Below are 24,399 nucleotides of genomic sequence, written 5' to 3' on the forward strand. Positions count from 1 at the left end.
GGCGCGGAAGTCGCCGAAGTACTTCGTGATCGCCGCCGTCAGCGTCGTCTTGCCGTGGTCAACGTGGCCGATCGTGCCGACGTTGACGTGCGGTTTGTTGCGTTCGAACTTTTCCTTGGCCATCTCTGGCTCCCTTCTTCGTGCGGATGGTGGGGCGCAGCCCCACCCTACGGTGGTGGGTAGGGCGGGATTTCTCCCGCCACCCGGCTTATGCGTACTTCGACTGGATCTCTTCCGAGATGTTCTGGGGCACGGGCTCGTAGTGGTCGAACTGCATCGTGAACTGCGCGCGGCCCGAAGACATGGAACGCAGCGTGTTGATGTAGCCGAACATGTTGGCCAGCGGCACGAAGGCGTCGATGACGATCGCGTTGCCGCGCGGCTCCTGGCCCTGGACCTGGCCCCGACGGGAGGTGAGGTCGCCGATGACGTTGCCGGTGTACTCTTCCGGCGTCACGACCTCGACCTTCATCACGGGCTCGAGCAGCTTCGCGCCGGCCTTGCGGAGACCTTCCCGCATGCACATCCGCGAGGCGATCTCGAAGGCGAGGACCGAGGAGTCCACGTCGTGGAACTTGCCGTCGATCAGCGCGACCTTGAAGTCGATGACCGGGAAGCCCGCGAGCGGACCGGAGTCCATGACCGAGTTGATGCCCTTCTCGACGCCGGGGATGTATTCCTTCGGCACCGCGCCGCCGACGATGCGGGACTCGAACGAGTAGCCTTCGCCCGGTTCCGTCGGGGAGATGATCATCTTCACCTCGGCGAACTGACCCGAACCACCCGACTGCTTCTTGTGGGTGTAGGTATGCTCGATCTCGTGGCCGATGGTCTCACGGTAGGCCACCTGCGGCGCACCGATGTTCGCCTCGACCTTGAACTCCCGCTTGAGGCGGTCGACGAGAATGTCGAGGTGAAGTTCGCCCATGCCCTTCATGATGGTCTGACCGGACTCGAGGTCGGTCTCCACGCGGAAGGACGGATCCTCGGCAGCGAGACGCTGGAGGCCCTGGGACATCTTCTCCTGGTCGGCCTTGGTCTTGGGCTCGACCGCGATCTCGATGACCGGATCGGGGAAGGTCATGGTTTCGAGCACGACCTGCTTGTTCGGGTCGCAGAGCGTGTCACCAGTGGTGGTGTCCTTCAGACCCGCCAGCGCGATGATGTCGCCGGAACCGGCCCAATCGATCTCCTCGCGGGAGTTCGAGTGCATCATCATCATCCGGCCGATACGCTCGCGCTTGCCCTTCGTGGAGTTCAGGACGGAACCGCCCTTTTCCAGAAGGCCCGAGTAGATCCGGGTGAAGGTGAGCGAGCCGACGAAGGGGTCGTTCATGATCTTGAACGCGAGGCCGGCAAAGGGCTCGTTGTCGCCCGGACGGCGCTCGATGTTCCGCGTCTCGGTCTCGTCGTCCGGCGAGAAGCCCATGTAGGGCGGCACGTCGAGCGGACCCGGCAGGTAGTCGATAACGGCGTTCAGGAGGGGCTGGACGCCCTTGTTCTTGAACGCGGAGCCGGCGAGCACCGGAACGAAGGACATGCTGAGCGTGCCCTTGCGGATCAGGCTGCGCAGGGTCGGCAGGTCGGGCTCTTCGCCCTCGAGGTAGGCCTCCATCGCGTCGTCGTCCATTTCGACGGCGAGCTCGACGAGGTTGGAGCGGTACTCCTCGGCCTGGGCGCGCATGTCCTCGCGGATTTCCTGGACTTTCCAGGAGGCGCCGAGGTCCTCACCGAGCCAGACCCACTCCTTCATGGTGACGAGGTCGATGATGCCCTCGAGCTTGTCCTCGGCCCCGATGGGGAGCTGGATCGGCGCGGGCGTGGCGCCCGTGCGGTCCTGGATCATCTTCACGCAGTTGAAGAAGTCGGCGCCGATCTTGTCCATCTTGTTGACGAACACGATGCGCGGAACCTTGTAGCGGTCGGCCTGGCGCCAGACGGTCTCGGTCTGCGGCTCGACACCGGCGTTGGCGTCGAGCACGGCGACGGCACCGTCGAGCACGGCCAGCGAACGCTCGACCTCAATGGTGAAGTCGACGTGGCCGGGGGTGTCGATGATGTTGAAGCGGAACTTCGCTTCCTGCGGGGTGTCGCCGTAGATGCCGGTCGGGTTCTCACCGTCCTCGGTCCGGAACCAGAAGGTCGTGGTCGCGGCGGAGGTGATGGTGATCCCGCGCTCCTGCTCCTGCTCCATCCAGTCCATCGTGGCAGCGCCGTCGTGGACTTCGCCGATCTTGTGCGACTTACCGGTGTAGAACAGGATGCGCTCAGTGCAGGTGGTCTTGCCTGCATCGATGTGCGCCATGATCCCGAAGTTCCGGTAGCGGTCTAGGGAATATTCGCGGGCCATAGGAGATGTCCTTCGGAGCCTTTGGGGTCGGGTCGATGCCCGACCGAGTTACCAGCGGTAGTGGCTGAACGCCTTGTTGGCGTCGGCCATCTTGTGAGTGTCTTCACGCTTCTTCACGGCGGAGCCGCGGCCCTGGACCGCGTCGATGAGCTCGCCCGACAGGCGCTCTTCCATCGTGTTCTCGTTGCGCTTCGCGGCGGCCTCGATCATCCAGCGGATCGCCAGGGCCTCGCGGCGCTCGGGGCGCACCTCGACCGGGACCTGGTAGGTCGCGCCACCGACCCGGCGGGACCGGACCTCGAGCGACGGCTTGATGTTGTCGAGCGCCTCGTGGAAGACCTCGACGGGCGCGCGCTTGAGCTTGCCCTCGACGCGATCGAACGCGTTGTAGACGATCTTCTCGGCGACGGATTTCTTTCCGTCGACCATGAGGTTGTTCATGAACTTGGTCAGAACCCGATCACCGTACTTGGCGTCGGGGAGGATCTCGCGCTTCTCGGCGGCGTGACGACGGGACATCTCTCTTTCCTCTTACTTCGGACGCTTCGCGCCGTACTTCGAACGACGCTGCTTACGGTCCTTGACGCCCTGGGTGTCCAGCACGCCGCGCAGGATGTGGTAGCGGACACCGGGAAGGTCCTTCACCCGGCCGCCCCGGATCAGGACCACGGAGTGCTCCTGCAGGTTGTGGCTTTCGCCGGGGATGTAGCTGATGACTTCGTAGCCGTTCGTCAGACGAACCTTGGCCACCTTCCGCATCGCCGAGTTCGGCTTCTTCGGCGTGGTGGTATAGACCCGGGTGCACACACCGCGCTTCTGCGGGTTGCCTTCCAGGTGCATGGATTTGTTGGTCCGACGTTTGGGCTGCCGCGGCTTGCGGATCAGCTGTTGGATCGTTGGCATTGGGCGTCTCTTCCCCGAGTTTCTAACACATGTGTCGCAGCCGTTGCGGGCCGCATATTTCCATCGTACGCCTTACGCGTCCGCAAAGCGCAAAGACCCGCAGGCGGTCCCATCATCGGGCCCGGTGCGGTGGGCATTCAGAGGATCGGGGTCTGGGACCCGGATCGTGACCACTTCAACCTTGATTTTCAGGCGACGGGACGCAGTCCCCCTGCCAGAGTGCGCGCCTAATACGGAGAATCGCGGGGGTTGTCAACAACGCCCCCTCAATCCCTCCGCCACTCGGCGAGCGCTGCCTCCAGGGCAGGCAGATCGATGCCGAAGCTCTTTGCCAGAAGCCGCCTCAGGTCCTCTGGCTCGGCCTTCCAGCGGTCGAGTCGCTCCCAGCGGTCTGCGATGCCGCTTGCGTTGTCCTCGTGCGCGCCGCGGACGAACATCGGGGGAAACGGCATGGTCAGCTGTGGCATCCCCTTCCAGAGCTTGGTGTGAACCGCGTCGAGCAAGCTCATCTCGTCCTCCGGCGCGCGGTAGGTCACGAGGGCTGGCGTCCAGGACTGCGCCGAGACCGGCAGCAGGTCGATTCCTTCCGGCGTCGCCCGCAGCAGGACGCCGCGGCAGAAATCCACCGTCACGCGCGGCCGCATACCGAAGAGCTGGCGCACATGGCGGAACACCATCTTCGTCCGCTCCACGAAGATGTTGGCGACGGCATCGTCGTCGTCGAGCCGGAACTCGGCCACCGCGGTCGCCTCCGGGTCGCGGTGGGCGCGCATCGCCATCCGGCAGGCCACGCGATGCTGCTCCCCCTCCTCGAGGAAGAGCGGCTTGATCTGCGGCGTGTCGCGAGTCAGCGCCTTGAGCCGGTTGCGGTACTCCGTCGGCATCCGGTCGCCCGCAAGCAGGATGACGGTGAAGGCCGGGTCCGTCTGGCGCTTGAGCGAGGGCAGAGCGACATGCTCGAACCACAGAAAGCGCAGGGCCATGCGGCGCGGCTCGTAGAGCGCCGCGCGGATGTCGTCCATCGACTGCGCCTGGTCCCCGAAGCCGCCCGGCGCGGAGGGATAGGAGAACCGGCAAAGGCCGAGAGCCTGAATCCGTTCCATCGCGCTCAGCTCCGCTCTGCCTCGGCCGACAGCCGGTCGAGGGCGGACCGGAAAGCCGGCAGATCGATCGCGAAGCGGGTCTTCAGCACCCGTTCGACCGCGGGGGACTTCATCTCCAGGGTGATGGTCTCGCGCAGGTTGATGTGGCTGTCATTGGTCGCATGACTCCCCCGGACGAAAATCATCGGCTTATGCCGCGTGATCGTGGGCATCCGCCACCAGACGCGATGGTGCGGGAAGTCCATCATGGACCGTGCATCGTCCCGCCGCAGAATGAGCGCGAGCGCCGTGCCCCAGTAGCGCGCCACCCGGGGGTGAAGGGTCATCTTCCCCGGCCCCGCCTCGAGCACGACGCCGCGCTGGTAGTCCACCGCCGCGAGCCCCTCCTCCTCGGCGAAGGGCCGTACCCTAGGCCAGTCGGCACGAAGGCGCTCGACGAAATCTGTGGCAACCGCATCGTCGTCGTCCATGCGGACCTCGGCGACCCAGGTCGCCGCGCGGTCGCGGGCGGCCCGCAGCACCTCTCCGCAGACGGCGCGGTGATTGCCAGGCGGGCGGTAGACCGGGACGATCTGGGGGACCTCGGCAATCAGCGCCTCCAGTCGGCTCCGCCAAGGCTCGGGGAAATCATCGCCGAGGAGGAGCAGAAGCGTCCAGTGGGGGTTCGTCTGGTTGGCCAGCCCGGGCAGGCAGACATGCTCGAACCAGGTCAGCCGCAAGTCCAGTCGGGCGGGATCGTAGAGTGCCGCGCGCCGCGCCTCGATATCGTCGTGCGCCGTCTGAAAGCCCTGGAGTGCCGGGTACGAGAAACGACAGAGACCGAGAACCTGGAGCATGGCCCGAACCCTAGGAGGCGCCGTCGGGCCGGGCAAGCGTCAACGCGGCGGGACACGCGGACGCGGCAGGGACAGCCGCCGCTCTCGCCAGAAGGCGAAGAGACCGGAGGCCACCACGATGCCGCTGCCCACCCAAGTCAGCAGGTCGGGAAACTCGCCGAACACGATGAGCCCCGCGACGATCGCCACGAGCAGGCCGGTATAGCGGAACGGCGCGACGAAGGAGATCTCGCCCACGCGCATCGCCATGATGATCGTGAGGTAGGCGCCGAGAACCAGCAGTGCGGCCCCGCCGATCAGCGAGGCCTCTCGCGCGTTGGGCATCTGCCAGTCCTCGCGCAGGCCCAGCACCAGCCCGAGCATCGCAACGGCGATCGCGGTGAAGAGCGTGACCGTCAACGAGGGCACGTCGCGGGAGAGCCGTCGGGTGACGAGGTCTCGGACGGCGGCGCAGAGGACCGTGAGCACGCCGAGCACCGAGTAGATGGAGAAGACCTCCGTGCCCGGCCGGACGATCAGCAGGACACCGGTGAAGCCCGCGAGGATGGCCGTCATTCGCCGCCAGCCGACCTGCTCTCCGAAGACGAGGGCGGCCCCCAGCGTGACGACGAGCGGCAGCGCCTGGAGGATCGCGGTGAGGTTGGCGATGGGCATGTGGTAGAGGGCGGTCAGGAAGAACCACGCCGCCGCCGCTTCCGCGACGCACCGGATCGCGATGAGACGCCGGTCGGCCGGCGGGATGGCGAAGCTCAGGGCGCCCATCCACCAGGCCGCGATCGCGATGAGGCTCGAGGTCAGCACCCCGCGCAGGAAGATCACCTGCATGAGGGGAAGATCGCCCGCGAGGGCCTTGATGCAGACGTCGTTGAGCGTGAAGCCGGCCATTGCCGTCATCATCAGCCCCGCGCCCTTGAGGTTGTCGCTCATCGCCATGCGGTGCCGGTAGCAGGCGCCGCGAACCGCCGCCAGTACCGTCGAACCGGTGGTGGTGGGGCGGGTTGAGCCGCTGTGCAACCAACCGGAGGAACCATGCGCCGGACACTCACCATCCTCGCCGCCGCGTTCGCCTGCCCCGCCTTCGCGCAGTCGGACTGCGGCGCGACCTATCAGGCCGGACCGGGCGAAACGGTCAACGAAATCTCTGGACGGTGCGGGATCCCGCTGGAGCGGCTCTACGAGCTGAATCCAGACCTCGGCAACGCGACCAACGTGCCCGTGGAGACGGTCCTTCGGCTAAAGGAAAGCGCCGAGGTTCCCGGACCGGGCGACGTGGCCTGGATCGTGGGTCCTAAGGGCGAAGTGGAGGCGGACTGACCCGCGCTCAGGCGCGGATCTCGAAGTCCTCCATGCCGATCGGCTCGGCCGGTGCGGTCCGGACCCGGTTCACCCGGGCGGCGGGCGGACCCGAGTTCATGCGGTCCAGCATCTTGTCGACGGCCTCGTCATCACCTTCGATGTAGGCGACGACACTCATGTCGGGGTGGTTGCGGATCCAGCCGCGAAGTCCCAGGGACTGTGCCTCCTGCTGGGCCCAGGCCCGGAACGAGACGCCCTGCACGCGGCCGTCGATCCTGATGTCCATCGCTTTCATGCCAGTGCCTCCATCCGTGTAACGATCAAGGTCCCTCCGCGGGTTCCGCCGACCGATCCGATGGCGGACAAGACGAAAAAGGCCCCGCCTGCCGGCGGGGCCTCCCTCGTTCTCAGGAGCGACCTGCTTACGAGTCACTGCCGCTGGTCACATGGATCAGCTCACCGTCCTCGTAGTCGGTGGCGAGAACGAAGCTGCCGTCTTCGAGCACTTCGATATCACGCACTCGGCCGAGGTCCGTCAGCAGACGCTCTTCCTCGGTGACAAGCGCGCCCTGCATGCCAAGACGGACGATGCCCGGGGCCACGAGACCGCCGACGAAGAGATCGTCTTCCCAGTCGGCGAACTCCTCGCCCTCGTAGAAGAGCATGTCACCCGGCGCGATGACCGGATCCCAGTAGTAGAGCGGCTCTTCCATGCCGGGCATCCGGGGCTCGCCGGACCCGATCAGCGGGCCGTTGTAGCGCACGCCGTAGCTGACGATGGGCCAGCCGTAGTTCCGGGTCGGAAGCGGCATGTTGAGCTCGTCGCCGCCGGCGGGGCCGTGCTCGATCGTGAAGAGGAAACCGTCGTGCATCGCGGCGCTCTGCACGTTGCGGTGCCCGTAGGACCAGATCGCGTCGTCGTGGTATTCCTCGTCGACGTAGGGGTTGTTCTCCGGAATCGACCCGTCGGTATGGATCCGGATGATCTTGCCGTAGGTCTTCTCCATGTGCTGGGCGAAGTCACGCTCGGCCAGCGAGGAGTGCTCGCCCGTCGTGATGAAGGCGATGTCGTCGCCGTCGAACACGATCCGGCTGCCGTAGTGCATCGGCGTCGGGGACGGCGGATCCTGAACCCAGATATCCTCGACCTCGGTGATTTCGGTCAGGTCTTCGCTCAGCACGCCGCGAGCCGCGGCGGTGGCGGACATCTCGTCGCCCATGGTCTTGGAATAGGTCATGTAGACCATGCGGTCTTCGTCGAAGGTCGGGCCCATCTTGACGTCCAGCAGGCCGCCTTGGTTCTCGTTGTAGACCTCCGGAACGCCGGAAATCGGCTCGGAGACCTCGCCGTCCATGCTGACGTGGCGGAGGTTGCCGGTCCGCTCGGTCACGAGGAAACCCTCATCACCCGGGAGCGCTTCCACGGCCCAGGGATGGACCAGGCCGCCGGTGATTGTCTCCTGCTCGAGCGTCACATCGGACACTTCGATCGGAGCGCGGGTCTGGTTCGGGAAGGCCGGTTCGAAGGGCGCACTGGCGGTGCCCCACTGATGGCCTTCGTCCGACTGGGCGAGGGCCGGCGCGCCGAGACCGGCGGCAAGAGCGGTGGTGAGAGTAATCTTGGTAATCTGTTTCATGATGTACCTCCTGCCGAACCAATTCCGGACAAGCCGTTATGTTTCTTCACATTTTCCACGAGGGTCGTGCGTGAATACACATTCAGGCGTTGAACCGGACCAAACGAGAAAGGCCCGGCGGATCGCTCCGCCGGGCCCTCATACTTTCGCTCGGGAACCGCCTACTCTTCGCGGCTGTCCGGCGTGTTGGCGACGAGGGTGTCGAAGTCGCCCTCTTCCGCGCTCTCCTCGGCCTCCGGCGCCGCCAGGGCCGCGGCGGCCGCGGCTTCTTCCTGACGAGTCTCGATGACCGCGTTGTCGCGCTTCTGCGCCTCGAGCCGGACGCGGGTGGTGGCCCCGCCCGTACCCGCCGGGATAAGGCGCCCGACGATGACGTTCTCCTTCAGGCCGACGAGCTTGTCGCGCTTGCCCTGCACCGAGGCTTCGGTGAGCACGCGCGTCGTCTCCTGGAAGGACGCCGCCGAGATGAAGGACCGCGTCTGCAGCGAGGCCTTGGTGATCCCGAGGAGGATCGGCTCGCCCTGGGCCGGACGACCGTTCTTCGAGATGGCCTTGGCGTTCGCCTCGTCGAACTCGACCTTGTCCACGGTCTCGCCCTTGAGGAGCGTCGTGTCGCCGCTGTCCTGGATCTCCCACTTCTGGAGCATCTGGCGGACGATGACCTCGATGTGCTTGTCGTTGATCTTCACGCCTTGCAGACGATAGACCTCCTGCACCTCGTCGACCATGTAGTTCGCCAGAGCCTCGACACCCATGATCGACAGGATGTCGTGCGGGGCCGGGTTGCCGTCCATGATGTAGTCGCCCTTCTGGACGTAGTCACCTTCCTGAACCGGAATGTGCTTGCCCTTGGGCACCATGTACTCGACCTTCTCGAGGCTCTCGTCGGCAGGCTCGATCGCGATACGGCGCTTGTTCTTGTAGTCCTTTCCGAACCGAACGTAGCCGTCGATCTCGGCGATGATCGCGTGATCCTTGGGACGGCGGGCTTCGAAGAGTTCGGCCACACGCGGCAGACCGCCGGTGATGTCCTTCGTCTTCGCGCCTTCCCGCGGGATCCGCGCCACCACGTCGCCGGCCTCGACCGTCTGGCCGTCGTCGACGGACAGAATGGCGTCGACCGACATCTGGTAGGTCACCGGGTTGCCGAGGTCGTTGCGCACCGGCTCACCGTCCTTGTCGACGATGAGGATTTCCGGCTTGAGCTCGTTGCCCTTGGGCGCCGAACGCCAGTCGCTGACGATCTTCTGGGTCATGCCCGTCGCATCGTCGGTTTCCTCGCGCACGGCGATACCGGCAACCAGGTCGACATAGCGCGCCGTACCCGACTTCTCGGCGATGATCGGCAGGGTGTAGGGGTCCCATTCGAACATCTTGGTGCCGCGCTCGATCTCCTCGCCGTCCTTGACGAAGAGCTTAGTGCCGTAGCCGATCTTGTGGCTCGCACGCTCCGCGCCGGTATCGGGGTCCATGATGCCGAGCACCATGTTCCGGCCGATGACGATCTGCTCGCCCATGGCATTCTCGAGGATCTGCGCATTGCGGAACTCGATCTTGCCGTCCTGGGCGGACTCGAGGAACGACTGCTGGCCACCCTGGGCAACGCCGCCGATGTGGAAGGTCCGCATCGTCAGCTGGGTGCCGGGCTCACCGATGGACTGCGCGGCGATGATGCCGACAGCCTCGCCGATGTTCACCTGCGTACCGCGGGCGAGGTCACGCCCGTAGCACATGGCGCAGACACCGTCGTCGGCCTCGCAGGTCAGCGGCGAACGGATGCGCACCGTCTGCAGCTTGGCCGTCTCGATCGCGTCGGACTTGCGCTCGTCGATCAGCTCGCCCTGGCGCACCAGCACTTCGTCCGTACCGGGGATGATGACATCCTCGGCCGCCACCCGGCCCAGCACGCGTTCGCCGAGCGAGGCCACGACCTCGCCGTCGGAGATCGCGGGCTCCGCCGTGATCGAGTTCTCGGTGCCGCAGTCGTGCTGACGCACGATGCAGTCCTGAGCGACGTCGACCAGACGACGGGTCAGGTAGCCGGAGTTCGCGGTCTTCAGCGCGGTGTCCGACAGACCCTTCCGTGCGCCGTGGGTGGAGTTGAAGTACTCCAGCACGGTCAGGCCTTCCTTGAAGTTCGAGATGATCGGCGTCTCGATGATCTCGCCGGAGGGCTTGGCCATCAGGCCGCGCATCCCGCCGAGCTGCTTCATCTGCGTGACCGAGCCCCGAGCACCGGAGTGGGCCATCATGTAGACCGAGTTCGGCTCCTGCTCGCGACCCTCGTCGTCGATCTGCTTGGCCGAAATGGTCGACATCATGGCTTCGGTGACGCGGTCGTTACACTTCGACCAGGCATCGACAACCTTGTTGTACTTCTCACCCTGGGTGATCAGGCCGTCCATGTACTGCTGCTCGAAGTCCTTGACCTGCTCGCGGGTCTCCTCGACGAGCTGCCACTTGTTCTCCGGCACGACCATGTCCGCCTTGCCGAAGGAGATGCCCGCCTTGAAGGCCTCTTTGAAGCCCATGGACATGATGTGGTCGCAGAAGATGACCGACTCTTTCTGACCGCAGTAGCGGTAGACGCTGTCGATCACGCGCTGCACGTCCTTCTTCCGCAGGAGCTGGTTCACCAGCTCGAACGGCGCCTTGGCGTTCAGCGGCAGGAGCGCGCCCAGACGGACCCGGCCGGGCGTCGTCTCGTAGCGCTTGGTGATCTCCTGACCCTCTTCGTCGATCTGCTTCACCCGGCACTCGATCTTGGCGTGCATGTGCACTTCGCCGGCGGTGAGGGCGTGCTCGACCTCCTCGACGGAGCCGAACTTCATGCCCTCGCCCTTCATGCCTTCGCGCATGATGGTGACGTAGTAGAGGCCGAGAATCATGTCCTGCGACGGCACGATGATCGGCGCGCCGTTGGCGGGCGACAGCACGTTGTTCGTGGACATCATCAGGACCCGCGCCTCGAGCTGGGCTTCCAGCGAAAGGGGCACGTGAACGGCCATCTGGTCGCCGTCGAAGTCGGCGTTGAACGCCGAACAGACGAGCGGGTGCAGCTGGATCGCCTTGCCTTCGATCAGCGTCGGTTCGAAGGCCTGGATGCCGAGACGGTGCAGCGTGGGCGCACGGTTCAGCAGAACCGGGTGCTCGCGGATGACCTCGTCGAGGATGTCCCAGACCTCCGGGCGCTCCTTCTCGACGAGCTTCTTCGCCTGCTTCACCGTCGAGCTGAGACCCTTGGCCTCCAGCCGCGAATAGATGAACGGCTTGAAGAGCTCGAGCGCCATCTTCTTCGGCAGACCGCACTGGTGCAGCTTGAGCTCCGGGCCGGTCACGATGACCGAACGACCCGAGAAGTCGACCCGCTTACCCAGAAGGTTCTGGCGGAAGCGGCCCTGCTTGCCCTTGAGCATGTCCGACAGCGACTTCAGCGGGCGCTTGTTGGCGCCGGTGATGACGCGGCCGCGACGGCCGTTGTCGAAGAGGGCATCGACGGATTCCTGAAGCATCCGCTTCTCGTTCCGGACGATGATGTCCGGCGCACGCAGCTCGATGAGCCGCTTGAGGCGGTTGTTCCGGTTGATCACCCGGCGATACAGGTCGTTGAGGTCGGAGGTCGCGAAGCGGCCGCCGTCAAGCGGAACGAGCGGACGCAGTTCCGGCGGGATGACCGGGATCACGGTCATGATCATCCACTCCGGACGGTTGCCGGACTCGAGGAAGCTCTCGACGATCTTCAGACGCTTGATGATCTTCTTCGGCTTCAGCTCGCCGGTGGCCTCTTTGAGGTCTGCGCGCAGCTGCTCGGCGGTCGACTCGAGGTCGATCATCGAGAGCATCTCGCGGATCGCCTCGGCGCCGATGTTCGCCGTGAAGGCGTCCATGCCGTAGGCATCCTGCGCGTCGAGGAACTCTTCCTCGGTCATCAGCTGGCCGTAGGAGAGATCGGTCAGGCCGGGCTCGATGACGACGTAGTTCTCGAAGTAGAGGATCCGCTCCAGATCGCGCAGCGTCATGTCGAGCATGAGGCCGATGCGGGAGGGCAGCGACTTCAGGAACCAGATGTGGGCGACGGGGGCGGCGAGCTCGATGTGGCCCATGCGCTCGCGCCGGACCTTCTGCAGAGTCACCTCGACGCCGCACTTCTCGCAGACGACGCCACGGTACTTCATGCGCTTGTACTTGCCGCACAGGCACTCGTAGTCCTTGATCGGACCGAAGATGCGCGCGCAGAACAGGCCGTCACGCTCAGGCTTGAACGTCCGGTAGTTGATCGTCTCGGGCTTCTTGATCTCGCCAAAGGACCAGCTGAGGATCCGCTCGGGCGACGCCAGGGACACCTTGATCTCGTCGAAGGTCTTGGCCGGCGTGAGCGGGTTGAACGGATTGGATGTGAGTTCCTGGTTCATCAGGTTACCTTTCTCAGGTGTCGCGGAAAGAAGAGCGGGGCGGCGGGATAGTCACCCGCCGCCGAAGGCCGATCACTCGGCGTCTTCCTCTTCCTCCGCATCCAGGAGTTCCATGTTGAGGCCGAGGCCCCGAACTTCCTTGACGAGCACGTTGAACGATTCCGGCACGCCGGCCTCGAAGTTGTCCTCGCCCTTGACGATCGACTCGTAGACCTTGGTCCGGCCGGCCACGTCATCGGACTTCACCGTCAGCATCTCCTGCAGGGTGTAGGCCGCGCCGTAAGCCTCGAGCGCCCAGACCTCCATCTCGCCGAAGCGCTGGCCGCCGAACTGCGCCTTGCCGCCCAGCGGCTGCTGGGTGACGAGGCTGTACGGACCGGTCGAGCGGGCGTGGATCTTGTCGTCGACGAGGTGGTGGAGCTTCAGCAGGTACTTGATGCCCACCGTCACCGACCGGGAGAACTGCTCGCCCGTCCGGCCGTCGAAGAGGATCGACTGGCCGCTCTCGTCGAACCCGGCGCGCCGGAGCGCGTCGTCCACGTCGCCTTCCTTGGCGCCGTCGAAGACCGGGGTCGCGATCGGAACGCCACGGGTGACGTTGCCGGCCGCTTCCACGAGATCGGTCTCGTCCATGGACTCGATGCCTTCCTCGTATACGTCGTCGCCGTAGGCCAGACGCATCGCTTCACGAACGGGCGTCAGGTCGCCGGACCGGCGATACTCCTGAAGCGACTCGTCGATCTGCAGACCCAGGCCGCGCGCTGCCCAGCCCATGTGCGTCTCGAGGATCTGGCCGACGTTCATCCGCGAGGGCACGCCCAGCGGGTTGAGAACGAAGTCGACCGGCGTGCCGTCCTGGAGGAACGGCATGTCCTCTTCCGGCACCACGCGGGAGATGACGCCCTTGTTGCCGTGACGGCCGGCCATCTTGTCGCCCGGCTGAAGCTTGCGCTTCACGGCCACGAAGACCTTGACCATCTTCATCACGCCCGGAGGCAGGTCGTCGCCGCGGCGAACCTTCTCGACCTTGTCCTCGAACCGCGCATCGAGCTGACGCTTCTGCGCCTCGTACTGCTCGTTGAGCGCCTCGACGATCTGCGCGTCGGACTCTTCCTTGAGCGCGAGCTGCCACCACTGGCCGCGCGGCAGGCTGTCGAGCAGCTCCGCGTCGATCGTGGCGCCGGCCTTCACGCCGCGCGGCCCCTTGGCGACGGTCTTGCCCTCGATCACCCCGCGCAGACGCGCGTAGATGTTGCGGTCGAGGATCGCGAGCTCGTCGTCCCGGTCACGGGACAGGCGCTCGACCTCTTCGCGCTCGATCTGCAGCGCCCGCTCGTCCTTCTCGACGCCGTGGCGGTTGAAGACCCGAACCTCGACGATCGTGCCGAAGTCGCCCGGCGGCAGCCGGAGCGAGGTGTCGCGCACGTCCGAGGCCTTTTCGCCGAAAATGGCGCGGAGGAGCTTCTCCTCCGGCGTCATCGGGCTTTCGCCCTTCGGAGTGATCTTGCCCACGAGGATGTCGCCCGGCCCCACTTCGGCGCCGATGTAGACGATGCCCGCCTCGTCGAGGTTGCGCAGGGCTTCCTCGCCGACGTTGGGGATGTCGCGGGTGATCTCTTCCGGGCCCAGCTTGGTGTCGCGGGCGGCGACCTCGAACTCCTCGATGTGAATCGAGGTGAAGACGTCGTCCTTCACGATCCGCTCGGAGATCAGGATCGAGTCCTCGTAGTTGTAGCCGTTCCACGGCATGAAGGCGACGACCACGTTCTTGCCGAGTGCCAGCTCGCCCATGTCGGTCGAGGGACCGTCACCGATGACCTCGCCCTTCTGGACGGTCTGGCCCACCTTCACCAGCGGACGCTGGTTGATGCAGGTGTTCTGGTTCGACCGCTGGAACTTGCGCATCCGGTAGATGTCGACGCCCGGATCGCCGGGGTCGAGGTCGTCGGTCGCACGGATGACGATCCGAGCGGCGTCGACCTGGTCCACCACGCCGGCACGGCGGGCCTGGATGGCCGCGCCGGAGTCGAGCGCGACCTTGCCCTCGATGCCGGTGCCCACGTAGGGCGCCTCGGCCCGCAGGAGCGGAACCGCCTGACGCTGCATGTTCGAACCCATGAGGGCGCGGTTCGCGTCGTCGTTCTCGAGGAACGGGATCAGCGAGGCCGCCACGGAGACGAGCTGCTTAGGAGACACGTCGATGAGATCGACGTTCTCGCGCGGCGCCAGGGTGTATTCGCCGGACTGACGGGTCGACACCAGATCGTTGATGAAGTTGCCGTCGGCGTCGAGCGTCGCGTTGGCCTGGGCCACCGTGTGACGCATCTCCTCCGTTGCGGACATGTAGTGCACTTCGTCGGAGACCTTGGCGTCCTTAACGACGCGGTAGGGAGTCTCGATGAAGCCGTACTTGTTCACCCGCGCGAAGGTGGCCAGCGAGTTGATGAGACCGATGTTCGGGCCTTCCGGCGTCTCGATCGGGCACATCCGGCCGTAGTGGGTCGGGTGGACGTCGCGCACCTCGAAGCCCGCACGTTCACGCGTCAGACCGCCGGGCCCGAGCGCCGAGAGACGACGCTTGTGCGTCACTTCGGAAAGCGGGTTGGTCTGGTCCATGAACTGCGACAGCTGCGAGGAGCCGAAGAACTCGCGCACGGCCGCGGCCGCGGGCTTCGCGTTGATGAGGTCCTGCGGCATGACCGTGTCGATCTCGACGGAGGACATGCGCTCCTTGATGGCGCGCTCCATGCGCAGAAGACCGACGCGGTACTGGTTCTCCATCAGCTCGCCGACCGAGCGCACCCGGCGGTTGCCGAGGTGGTCGATGTCGTCGATCTCGCCCTTGCCGTCGCGCAGTTCCACCAGCGCCTTGATGCAGGCGACGATGTCCTCGCGGCGGAGGGTCCGCTGCGTGTCCTCGGCGTCGAGCGCGAGGCGCATGTTCATCTTCACGCGGCCCACGGCGGAGAGGTCGTAGCGCTCGGCATCGAAGAACAGGCTGTCGAACAGCGTCGAGGCCGCTTCCACCGTCGGCGGCTCGCCCGGGCGCATGACGCGGTAGATGTCCATGAGCGCGGTTTCGCGGTTCATGTTCTTGTCCTGCGCCATGGTGTTCCGCATGTACGGACCCACGGAGACGTTATCGATGTCGAGAACGGGGATCTCCGTCACGCCGGCATCGAGCAGCTCCTTGACGGTGCCGCCGATGATCTCGCCGTCCTTGTCGCGCTCGATCGTCAGCTCGTCGCCGGCCTCGACGTAGATCGCGCCGGTTTCCTCGTTGATGATGTCGCGTGCCGCGAACTTGCCCTGGATCTGGTTGTGCGGAACCAGAAGCTCGGTCACTTCGCCGGCGTCGATCAGCTTCTTCACCTGGCGCGGAGTGACCTTGTCACCGGCCTTGGCGATGACTTCGCCAGTGGCGGCATCGACGAGGTCGTAGGTCGGCCGCGTGCCGCGGACGCGCTCGGGGAAGAACTTTGTCACCCAGCCCTTGTTCTTCTCGAAACGGTAATCGACCGTGTCGTAGTAGGCCTGCATGATGCTTTCCTGGTCGAGGCCCAGGGCATAGAGCAGGGTCGTCACCGGCAGCTTCCGGCGACGGTCGATACGGGCGTAGACGAGGTCCTTGGCATCGAATTCGAAGTCGAGCCAGGACCCGCGGTAGGGAATGATCCGGCAGGCGAAGAGCAGCTTGCCCGAGCTGTGGGTCTTGCCCTTGTCGTGGTCGAAGAACACGCCCGGCGAACGGTGCATCTGGGAAACGATGACCCGCTCGGTGCCGTTGACGATGAAGGTGCCGTTGGGCGTCATCAGGGGCATGTCGCCCATGAAGACATCCTGCTCCTTGATGTCCTTGACCGACTTGGCGCCGGTGTCCTCGTCGACATCGAACACGATCAGGCGCAGCGTGACCTTCAGCGGAGCGCTGTAGGTCATGTCGCGCTGCATGCACTCGTCGACGTCGTACTTCGGGGTCTCCAGCTCGTACTTGACGAACTCGAGCACGGCGGTTTCGTTGAAGTCCTTGATGGGAAAGACGGACTGGAAGACACCCTTGATGCCTTCACCGTCGATCGGATCCGGCCCCTCGCCGGAATCCAGGAAAAGTTCATAAGAGGATTTCTGTACCTCGATGAGGTTCGGCATCTCCAGCACTTCGCGGATCTTGCCGTAGTATTTGCGCAAACGTTTCTGGCCGAGGAAGGACTGAGCCATGTGGTGCGTCACCTTTCGATCTCTGCAAGGCCGTCCCGCCGCCGGGGCCACGGCGGAAGCCTCTTCCGAGAGGGGTTGTCACGGGGGTCTATCCCTGGGCGCCGTCCCACCGGCGCCCGCCCGACCCTGGTGACCTGCCCGAGGGACCTCTTCCGCGAAAGAGGTCTCTGAGACAGGTTTGGCCGGGCCCGGAACGTCCCGGACCCAGCCTTTTGCGTAGCGTGGGTGCGTGAGGATCACGCACCCCGCGTTGCCGCGGGGCGCGTGCGCGCACGCACCGCTTAGGCCAGCTCGATCTCGGCGCCAGCCGCTTCGAGCTTGGACTTGATCTCTTCGGCTTCGGCCTTGTCGACGCCTTCCTTGATCTTCCCGCCTTCCTCGACGAGGCCCTTGGCCTCCTTGAGGCCGAGGCCGGTGATCGCGCGCACTTCCTTGATCACGTTGATCTTCTGCGCGCCGGCGTTCTTGAGAACGACGTCGAATTCGGTCTTTTCCTCTTCGGCGGCGCCACCGGCGTCACCACCGGCCGGGCCGGCCATCATGACCGCGCCGCCAGCGGCGGGCTCGATGCCGTACTCGTCCTTGAGGATGGTTTTCAGTTCCTGCGCCTCGAGAAGGGTCAGACCCACGATCTCTTCGGCAAGTTTCTTCAGATCAGCCATTTCGGTATTTCCGTTTGCTTAACTGGTGTTCCGGGCGTCGCGGGACAAGACCCCGCGACAGATCCTGTCGGTTGCTTAGGCCGCCTCGGCCTTCTCTTCGATGGTCGAGAGGATGGAGGCGATGTTCGAAGCAGGTGCGCCGATCGCGCCCGCGATGTTGCTGGCGGGGGCCCCGATCGCGCCGACGATGGAAGCAATGAGCTCATCGCGCGACGGCATTTCGGAGACCGCCTTGACACCGGCGGGGTCAAGCGCCGTCTCTCCCATCGCGCCGCCGAGAATCTCCAGCTTGGAGTTCTCCTTGGCGTAGGCCTGAACCACCTTGGCAGCCGCCACGGGGTCTTCGGAATAGGAGAGAACGGTCATGCCCGTCAGGAGCCCGGCGATGCTTTCGCAGGGCTTGCCGTCGAGGGCGATCTTGGCGAGCCTGTTCTTGGCGACGCGTACGGAGCCACCCGCTTCGCGCATGCGCGCGCGGAGGTCCTGCATCTCGGCAACCGTGAGACCTTCGTAGTGGGAAACCACCACGACGCCAGAGCTTTCAAAGATCTGGCCGAGTTCCTCGACCACCTTTTCTTTCTGGGCTCTATCCACGAGTTTACTCCAAGTTTGGAGGGTCTCCCCTCCGGCTCAATTCAGCCGGACCCCGAAGAGACCGGCCATCGGGTCCTTACGGGTCCGTCCAAGAACGCCCCGGGGGCCCGGCGGGCATCCCGAAGAAACTTGGTCCTTACCCGTCTCAGGCAGGATTTACCGGCATGCGCCAACCCACCGTCTCGGACGAATCGCGGCGCCGTCATCCCGGAGGACACGGTTCCGCAGAGGCGGTCCTTAACGCGGTCCTACGCTCTTGCCAACCCACCCCGGAAGAAATTTCTTGACATCCGCGCGACGCGGGCCCTCGCGACTGTGCGGAACCGCACTGATCACGGAACGTTGAGGCCGGATTCTCTCGAGCTCGGAAGGGACCGGGTCATTGGAAAAGCTCGCACAGCGACTCGGTCTGAAGACTGACCCGGTCATCTTTTTCGTCTCGGCGGCCTTCATGGTCGTCTTCGCGCTAGCCCTCGTGATCGCACCGGACGCCATCGGCAATGCCTTTACCGCGGGCCGGGCCTGGATCGTCACCAACCTGGGCTGGTTCTTCATCCTCGGCGTCAACGTCTGGCTGGGCTTCCTGATCTGGGTCGCGGCGAGCCGCTACGGCCATATCCGCCTCGGCGGGCGGGACGCGGAACCCGAGTTCACCAACCTCTCGTGGTTCACCATGCTCTTCGCCGGCGGGATCGGAACGATCCTGATGTTCTGGGGCGTGGCCGAGCCCATGAGCCACTTCGCGCAGCCGCCCCAGACCGGGGTCGAGCCGTATTCGCCCGAGGCCGCCCAGGACGCGATTGGCATCGCGCTCTATCACCTGGGCCTGCACACCTGGACCATCTTCACCCTGCCCGGCTTCGGCTTCGCCTATTTCATCTACCGCTACCGCCTGCCGGTCCGTGTGAGCTCGGTGTTCTACCCGCTCATCGGCGAGGGCATCCACGGCCCGATCGGCAAGACCATCGACATCGTCTCGATCCTCGGGACGCTCTTCGGGGTGGCAGTCTCACTTGGCCTCGGGTCCTCGCAGATCGCTGCCGGGCTGAACGAGCTCTTCGGGACCGGTGACGGCCCGATGGTGCAGATCATCATCATCGCTGTACTGACGAGTGTCGCCGTCGGCTCCATCGTCGCGGGCCTCGACAGCGGCATCAAGTTTCTCTCGAACGTCAATATCGGCATGGCCGTCGCGCTCATGGTCTTCGTGCTGATCACCGGCTCCACGCTGTTCCTGCTCCGAGGCATCGTCGAAACTGCCGGCATCTACCTGTGGAACCTGCCAAGGCTCGCGTTCTGGAACGACATGCTTTCGGACGTCCGGCCGGATACAGACGGGTGGGGCTGGCAGGGCGACTGGACTGTCTTCTACTGGGCCTGGACCGTCACCTGGTCCCCCTTCATGGGGCTGTTCGTGGCGCGTATCTCGAAGGGCCGGACGATCCGGGAGTTCGTTCTCGGCGTGCTCTTCGCGCCCTCGGTCTTCTCCCTTGTCTGGTTCGCCATCTTCGGCTGGCAGGCGATGGAGATCGACGGGATCGGCGCCGCCGCCCGCGACGCTCTCGGGGAGAGCGCTGGGTCGATCAGCCAGGCCGTCTCGGAGTCCATCCCGCTGGCGATGTTCAGCTTCCTCGAGAACTTCCCCCTGGCCACTCTGATGCAGGGCTTCGCGGTGGTCATCGTGGCGATCTTCTTCGCGACCTCCTCCGACTCGGCCTCGCTGGTCGTGGACATGCTCTGCACGGGCGACGGCGAAGCCGGTCCGGTGAGCCAGCGCCTGTTCTGGGGGATCGCCGAAGGCACGATCGCGGTGCTGCTGATTGTCCTCGCGGGCCAGGCCGGGCTGACGGCCTTGCAGCAGGTCATCACGGTGGTCGGCCTGCCGGTCTTCTGTCTGGTGTTCATGATGATCCCCGCGATCATCAAGGGGCTCCTCGCCGAGGACATCGACTACATCACCGTGGGTCCCCGCCCGGTGAAGTCGGACCTCCAGGACACCGCGGACATCCCCGACACAAAAGAAAGCGCGCCCGCCGAATAGGCGGACGCGCTGAACTTGTTCGGTCCGTCAGGATGCGATCAGTTGCCGGTGGCGGAGGCCACGTCGACCGAGACGCCGGCGCCCATGGTGGAGCTCAGGGAGACCTTCTTCATGTAGGTGCCCTTGGCGCCGGCAGGCTTCGCGCGCTGAACGGCGTCGACGAAGGCCTTCACGTTCTCCTCGAGCTTGGAGGGATCGAAGCTCGCCTTGCCGATGCCGGCATGAATGATCCCCGCCTTCTCGACCTTGAACTGGACCTCGCCGCCCTTGGCGGATTCAATGGCCTCTTTGACGTCCATGGTCACCGTGCCGACCTTCGGGTTCGGCATCAGGTTCCGGGGGCCGAGGATCTTACCCAGGCGGCCCACGATGGGCATCATGTCCGGCGTGGCGATGCAGCGGTCGAAGTTGATCTCGCCGCCCTGGATCTGCTCCATCAGGTCCTCGGCACCGACGATGTCGGCGCCGGCCGCCTTGGCCTCTTCCGCCTTGTCGCCACGGGCGAAGACCGCCACGCGGACGTCCTTGCCGGTGCCGCCGGGCAGGCTCACCTTGCCGCGGACCATTTGGTCGGCGTGGCGCGGATCGACCCCGAGGTTGACCGAGATCTCGATCGTCTCGTCGAACTTCGCCTTGGCGTTCTGTTTCACGAAGGCCACGGCCTCGGAGACGCTCAGGTTCTCCTTGCCCTCGGCGGCCTCGCGGATGGCGCGGGTGCGTTTACCGATCTTCGCCATTACTTCACCTCGATGCCCATGGAGCGGGCGGAGCCCAGGACGATCTGCATCGCGGACTCGATGTCGTTCGCGTTCAGATCTCTCATTTTCGCTTCGGCGATCTCGCGGACCTGCGCGGCCGACACGGTGCCGGCCGTGGCACGGCCGGGCGTGTTGGAGCCGGACTTCAGCTTCGCCGCCTTCTTCAGGTAATACGACGCCGGCGGCGTCTTGATTTCCATCGTGAAGGACTTGTCCTGGTAGTAGGTGATGACGGTCGGGCACGGGGCGCCCTGCTCCATCTCCTGGGTCTTGGCGTTGAAGGCCTTGCAGAATTCCATGATGTTGATCCCGCGCTGACCGAGGGCGGGGCCCACCGGCGGCGAGGGATTGGCCTGACCCGCAGGCACTTGCAGCTTGAGGCTGCCGACGACTTTCTTGGCCATTTGGCCTCTCCTTTCTCAACATCCCCGCGACGCGTCACGGGGAGTTCGGTTGATGCGGTCCGGTCCGGACGGCGCGCCGCCCTCGCCTCCCGCAGGCGAAAAGGGCCGCGAGGCCCTTTCTCCAAAGCCGCTTGAAGCGGCTTTCACGCGGCGGTCACGCCGCGTGTCCAAGGCCCATCGAAGGGCCTTGGCTCCTCAGGCCTGCTTGGAGACCTGAGTGAATTCCAGTTCGACAGGCGTCGCCCGTCCGAAGATCGAGACGGTAACCTTGAGACGCTGGTTGTCCTCGTCCACTTCCTCGACGGTGCCGTCGAAATCCTCGAAGGGACCGTCGTTGACCTTCACCTTCTCGCCGATCTCGTAATGGATCAGCGTGCGCGGCTGCTCCTGGCCTTCCTCGACGCGGCCGAGGATCGCCTGGACCTCCGCATCCCGCATCGGCATCGGACGGCCCTGCGGCCCGAGAAACCCGGTGACGCGGTTGATGCTGTTGATCAGGTGATAGCCCTCGTCCGACATCTCCATGTGCACGAGCACGTAGCCCGGCATGAAGCGCCGCTCTGTCGAGACCTTCTTGCCCCGGCGGACCTCGATGACCTCTTCGGTCGGCACCAGGACCTCGTCGATCTGATCCTCGAGCCCCTTCTCGGCCACCGATGTTCTGATCTGTTCGGCGATCTTCTTCTCGAAGTTCGAGAGAACGCTCACCGAATACCACCGCTTCGCCATTATGCCTCGATGTCCCGTTCCAGGTGCTGTCGTCCCGCCGCGGTCCGCGCTCTCGCAAACGCAAAGCGGCGCGCAACTCGATTCGCAGCGCGCCAGCGGAGAGTGGGGGGCGTGTAACGCCCCGTCTTCCGGCTTTCAAGTCCCGAAGGACGCGCCGGGCCGCCGCGGCTCAGGAGCCGAAGATGTTGAGAACGCCCTGCAATCCGCTGCGGATCAGGAGATCGACGAAAAAGAAGAAGATCGCCGCGAATGTCGCCAGGAGAAAGACCATGATCGTGGTCAGCGTGACTTCACGCCGCGTGGGCCAGACGACCTTCGCCACTTCGGCGCGGACCTGCTGGACGAACTGGGCGGGGTTGGTTCTGGCCATTGCATCTCTCCTCGGACGGGCGGGAGATACTGGCAGGCCCGGGGTCTTTCAACCCCCGCCGGACACCGGCGGGAGCAGGCGCCGGACGCCCGCCATTTCTGCCAGAGTCGCCCACTGCTCATCGTAGAACTCGCGCGAGACCGCCAGTGCCTCGGCGTCGAAGGGCCGGAAGGCGGGCTCCTCCTCGGTCACGGGGAATTGCCGTCGTGCCGCCCCGGCGGCCCGGATCCGCTCCGGCCCTCGCGGTGCCTTGAGCGCTTCGGCCACGGCCCGGGCGGACAGCCCCCGATGCATCGGAGCGTGGTCGAACCAGCCCTGCCGCGCCACATCCGCGCCTGCCAGCGCATTCGCCGCGGCGGGCGCCACCGCCGGGTAGTCCTCCTGCCGCCAGACGACCAATTCGCTCACCCGCGGCACCGCCAGCAGCCGTTCGGCCAGGTCGCACCAGTCGACGCCCTCGAGCGGGCAGCGCGCGACGAAGGTCCCGAAGTCCTGTCCGTATCCGCCGAAAAGCGACTGTCCGTAGGCCGAGACGAGGTAGGACGCTGGGTCCCGGATCGCGATGAAGAGGCTGATCGGAAGCGGATCGGTGCCTGCCGAAACGGCAGAAAGCCGTAGCCCAGCCTGCGGATAGAGACTGGGTTCGCCGCAATCGCTGGCCCCGGTCATCTGTCCCAGCAGGTTCTCTTCGCTCACCACCAACCGGCCCGCGCCACCCGCCATCCTTGCGAGCAGCTCCGGCGTCCAGGTCGCCCGCCGCAATCCGGTCTGGAACGAGACCCCGAACCAATCCGCCAGGTCTGCGCCCTTGCGCAGGTCCGGCGGCGTGTAGAGCCGCGCGTCAGCCCGTTCGAGGCGGCCGCGCCCCCGGCGGAGGCCACGCTGGAAATGGGTACTGGCGGTCTTGTGGGCCCCGAGGTGAAGGACGAGGCGGTCGGGCCACCCCTCGGGCGGCACGAACCTCTCTGTCTCTTCGGCGGGCCTGGCAGGGGCAGAGGGACTCGAACCCACGACCCTCGGTTTTGGAGACCGATGCTCTACCAACTGAGCTATACCCCTCTGGCCGGTCCGGCGGATACCGCGTTGGCGGTCCCTCCGCAAGGGCTTCCGCACCCGCTCACGGGGCGGCAGCCCGAAGCCCGTCCAGGTCCGCCCCACAGATCTGCGCCTCGGCGGCGAGGATCGCCTCGGGCGGCCAGTCCCACCAGGCGATATCGAGCAGCGCCTCGGCCACCTCCCCGGAGACCCGCCGGCGGACGATACGCGCCGGATTCCCGGCGACGACCGAATAGGGCGGGACCGTCCCGCCGACGACCGCGCTGGCGCCGATGATCACGCCGGTCCCGATCCGGGCCCCGGGCAGGATGCGGGCGCCGGTGCCAATCCAGACGTCGTGCCCCACGACAGTGCCCGGACCGGGCCGGGGCATCGACGGACTGTCCGGGTCGAAACCCGAGAAGGTCATGAAGGGAAAGGTCGAGAATCCGTCCCGCCGGTGGTTCGCGCCTTCGAGGAACTGCACGCCGTCTGCGATCTGGCAGAACTTGCCGAGCGTGATGGTCTCGGCGCTCATGGGGTAGAGATAGGGGGCGAGGTGCATCGCCCAGTCCCCGGGCGGGTGATGCGCCGAGGCGTAGCTGTAGTCGCCGATCTCCCAGCGGGGATGATCGATGACGGGTTTCAGGAAGACCGTGCCGGCATGGACGGAGCCATCGGGCAGGCGAACGGGATGCGTGACGTCGGGAGACGCGAGTCGGGCAGGCATGGAGAGACCTCGATCGGTGAGTTGCTTGGGGTGCGGCTCAGATCGCGGTCTTGTCCATCGGTCCCTCCATCGGTTGGCGGCTCTGTACCATGCCGTAACGGAAAGGCAAAGCGGTGGTAGCCAAAAACGAAAACGGGCGCCCCGCTAGGGGGCGCCCGAATGTCTTACGAGGTGCGCTCGCCGGGCGAGCCGCGCCTTACTCGATGATCTTGGAGACCACGCCGGCGCCGACGGTGCGGCCGCCTTCACGGATGGCGAAGCGCAGGCCGTCTTCCATGGCGATCGGGGCGATCAGCTGGACTTCGAACTTCAGGTTGTCGC

At 65.5% G+C, this 24,399-nt stretch carries 22 protein-coding genes and 1 tRNA gene; 2 read left to right on the forward strand and 21 right to left on the reverse strand.

All coding sequences use genetic code 11. The features are described from left to right. The 7 genes from F3S47_RS19100 to F3S47_RS19130 form a co-directional block, all read right to left on the reverse strand. Nucleotides 1–123 (reverse strand): GTP-binding protein (locus F3S47_RS19100; protein ID WP_263406011.1); only part of this gene is annotated, 123 nt, incomplete at its 3' end. Between the two features lie 85 nt (nt 124–208). After that, the gene (gene fusA / locus F3S47_RS19105) at nt 209–2,350 is read right to left on the reverse strand and encodes an elongation factor G (protein WP_150446914.1); all 2,142 of its coding nucleotides are present in this window, start codon (nt 2,348–2,350) and stop codon (nt 209–211) included. Between the two features lie 48 nt (nt 2,351–2,398). Beyond that, nucleotides 2,399–2,869 (reverse strand): 30S ribosomal protein S7, encoded by a 471-nt coding sequence (gene rpsG, locus F3S47_RS19110; protein ID WP_150446915.1) that lies wholly within the window; start codon nt 2,867–2,869, stop codon nt 2,399–2,401. 12 nt (nt 2,870–2,881) lie between these two features. Continuing rightward, nucleotides 2,882–3,253, reverse strand: a complete 372-nt coding sequence (gene rpsL, locus F3S47_RS19115) for a 30S ribosomal protein S12 (RefSeq protein ID WP_150446916.1) — start codon at nt 3,251–3,253, stop codon at nt 2,882–2,884. Between the two features lie 266 nt (nt 3,254–3,519). Beyond that, a complete protein-coding gene (locus tag F3S47_RS19120) occupies nt 3,520–4,356 on the reverse strand; it encodes a glycosyltransferase (RefSeq protein ID WP_150446917.1) in 837 nt (278 codons plus the stop codon). A 5-nt stretch (nt 4,357–4,361) separates the two neighbouring features. Next, on the reverse strand, nt 4,362–5,192 hold the full coding sequence (locus tag F3S47_RS19125) for a glycosyltransferase (protein ID WP_150446918.1): 831 nt from the start codon (nt 5,190–5,192) through the stop codon (nt 4,362–4,364). Between the two features lie 39 nt (nt 5,193–5,231). After that, complete coding sequence (locus F3S47_RS19130; RefSeq protein WP_317978268.1) at nt 5,232–6,206, reverse strand: DMT family transporter; 975 nt, start codon at nt 6,204–6,206, stop codon at nt 5,232–5,234. Nucleotides 6,207–6,221: 15 nt separating this feature from the next. Here F3S47_RS19130 and F3S47_RS19135 point away from each other — a divergent pair, with 15 nt between their 5' ends. Beyond that, nucleotides 6,222–6,506, forward strand: a complete 285-nt coding sequence (locus F3S47_RS19135) for a LysM peptidoglycan-binding domain-containing protein (protein WP_150446920.1) — start codon at nt 6,222–6,224, stop codon at nt 6,504–6,506. Nucleotides 6,507–6,513: 7 nt separating this feature from the next. Here F3S47_RS19135 and F3S47_RS19140 read toward each other — a convergent pair whose 3' ends face one another. The 6 genes from F3S47_RS19140 to rplJ all read right to left on the reverse strand — a co-directional run bounded on the left by F3S47_RS19140 (nt 6,514) and on the right by rplJ (nt 18,011). After that, nucleotides 6,514–6,783: an acylphosphatase gene (locus tag F3S47_RS19140; protein WP_150446921.1), complete on the reverse strand. Its 270-nt coding sequence runs from the start codon at nt 6,781–6,783 to the stop codon at nt 6,514–6,516. Nucleotides 6,784–6,910: 127 nt separating this feature from the next. After that, on the reverse strand, nt 6,911–8,125 hold the full coding sequence (locus F3S47_RS19145) for a PQQ-dependent sugar dehydrogenase (RefSeq protein WP_150446922.1): 1,215 nt from the start codon (nt 8,123–8,125) through the stop codon (nt 6,911–6,913). Nucleotides 8,126–8,286: 161 nt separating this feature from the next. Further along, on the reverse strand, nt 8,287–12,537 hold the full coding sequence (gene rpoC / locus F3S47_RS19150) for a DNA-directed RNA polymerase subunit beta' (protein ID WP_150446923.1): 4,251 nt from the start codon (nt 12,535–12,537) through the stop codon (nt 8,287–8,289). A 72-nt stretch (nt 12,538–12,609) separates the two neighbouring features. Further along, nucleotides 12,610–16,755, reverse strand: coding sequence for a DNA-directed RNA polymerase subunit beta (gene rpoB / locus F3S47_RS19155; protein WP_150446924.1), 4,146 nt, complete (start codon nt 16,753–16,755; stop codon nt 12,610–12,612). 281 nt (nt 16,756–17,036) lie between these two features. Continuing rightward, nucleotides 17,037–17,417 carry a 50S ribosomal protein L7/L12 gene (gene rplL, locus F3S47_RS19160; protein WP_150446925.1) on the reverse strand — a complete coding sequence of 127 codons (381 nt, stop codon included), beginning with the start codon at nt 17,415–17,417 and terminating at the stop codon, nt 17,037–17,039. Nucleotides 17,418–17,492: 75 nt separating this feature from the next. After that, the gene (gene rplJ, locus F3S47_RS19165) at nt 17,493–18,011 is read right to left on the reverse strand and encodes a 50S ribosomal protein L10 (protein WP_150446926.1); all 519 of its coding nucleotides are present in this window, start codon (nt 18,009–18,011) and stop codon (nt 17,493–17,495) included. Between the two features lie 382 nt (nt 18,012–18,393). Here rplJ and F3S47_RS19170 point away from each other — a divergent pair, with 382 nt between their 5' ends. Then, nucleotides 18,394–20,052 (forward strand): BCCT family transporter, encoded by a 1,659-nt coding sequence (locus F3S47_RS19170; RefSeq protein ID WP_150446927.1) that lies wholly within the window; start codon nt 18,394–18,396, stop codon nt 20,050–20,052. Between the two features lie 38 nt (nt 20,053–20,090). On the opposite strand, the gene rplA is transcribed toward F3S47_RS19170, so the two are convergent. From rplA to F3S47_RS19210, 8 genes are all read right to left on the reverse strand, one after another. Further along, nucleotides 20,091–20,789: a 50S ribosomal protein L1 gene (rplA, locus tag F3S47_RS19175; protein ID WP_150446928.1), complete on the reverse strand. Its 699-nt coding sequence runs from the start codon at nt 20,787–20,789 to the stop codon at nt 20,091–20,093. Further along, nucleotides 20,789–21,214 carry a 50S ribosomal protein L11 gene (gene rplK, locus F3S47_RS19180; RefSeq protein ID WP_150446929.1) on the reverse strand — a complete coding sequence of 142 codons (426 nt, stop codon included), beginning with the start codon at nt 21,212–21,214 and terminating at the stop codon, nt 20,789–20,791. The genes rplA and rplK overlap by 1 nt, the downstream gene beginning before the upstream one ends. Nucleotides 21,215–21,409: 195 nt before the next feature. Then, on the reverse strand, nt 21,410–21,943 hold the full coding sequence (gene nusG, locus F3S47_RS19185; RefSeq protein ID WP_150446930.1) for a transcription termination/antitermination protein NusG: 534 nt from the start codon (nt 21,941–21,943) through the stop codon (nt 21,410–21,412). Nucleotides 21,944–22,112: 169 nt separating this feature from the next. Continuing rightward, nucleotides 22,113–22,313, reverse strand: coding sequence for a preprotein translocase subunit SecE (gene secE, locus F3S47_RS19190; protein ID WP_150446931.1), 201 nt, complete (start codon nt 22,311–22,313; stop codon nt 22,113–22,115). Nucleotides 22,314–22,361: 48 nt separating this feature from the next. Further along, a complete protein-coding gene (locus F3S47_RS19195; RefSeq protein WP_150446932.1) occupies nt 22,362–23,270 on the reverse strand; it encodes a hypothetical protein in 909 nt (302 codons plus the stop codon). A gap of 26 nt (nt 23,271–23,296) precedes the next feature. Beyond that, nucleotides 23,297–23,372 (reverse strand) — tRNA-Trp (locus F3S47_RS19200). 58 nt (nt 23,373–23,430) lie between these two features. Continuing rightward, nucleotides 23,431–24,078 carry a CatB-related O-acetyltransferase gene (locus F3S47_RS19205; protein ID WP_150446933.1) on the reverse strand — a complete coding sequence of 216 codons (648 nt, stop codon included), beginning with the start codon at nt 24,076–24,078 and terminating at the stop codon, nt 23,431–23,433. Between the two features lie 196 nt (nt 24,079–24,274). Next, on the reverse strand, nt 24,275–24,399 hold a 125-nt coding region (locus F3S47_RS19210; RefSeq protein ID WP_449768860.1), incomplete at its 5' end, for an EF-Tu C-terminal domain-related protein.

The organism is Histidinibacterium aquaticum (assembly GCF_008710275.1).
GTDB lineage: Bacteria > Pseudomonadota > Alphaproteobacteria > Rhodobacterales > Rhodobacteraceae > Oceanicola > Oceanicola aquaticus.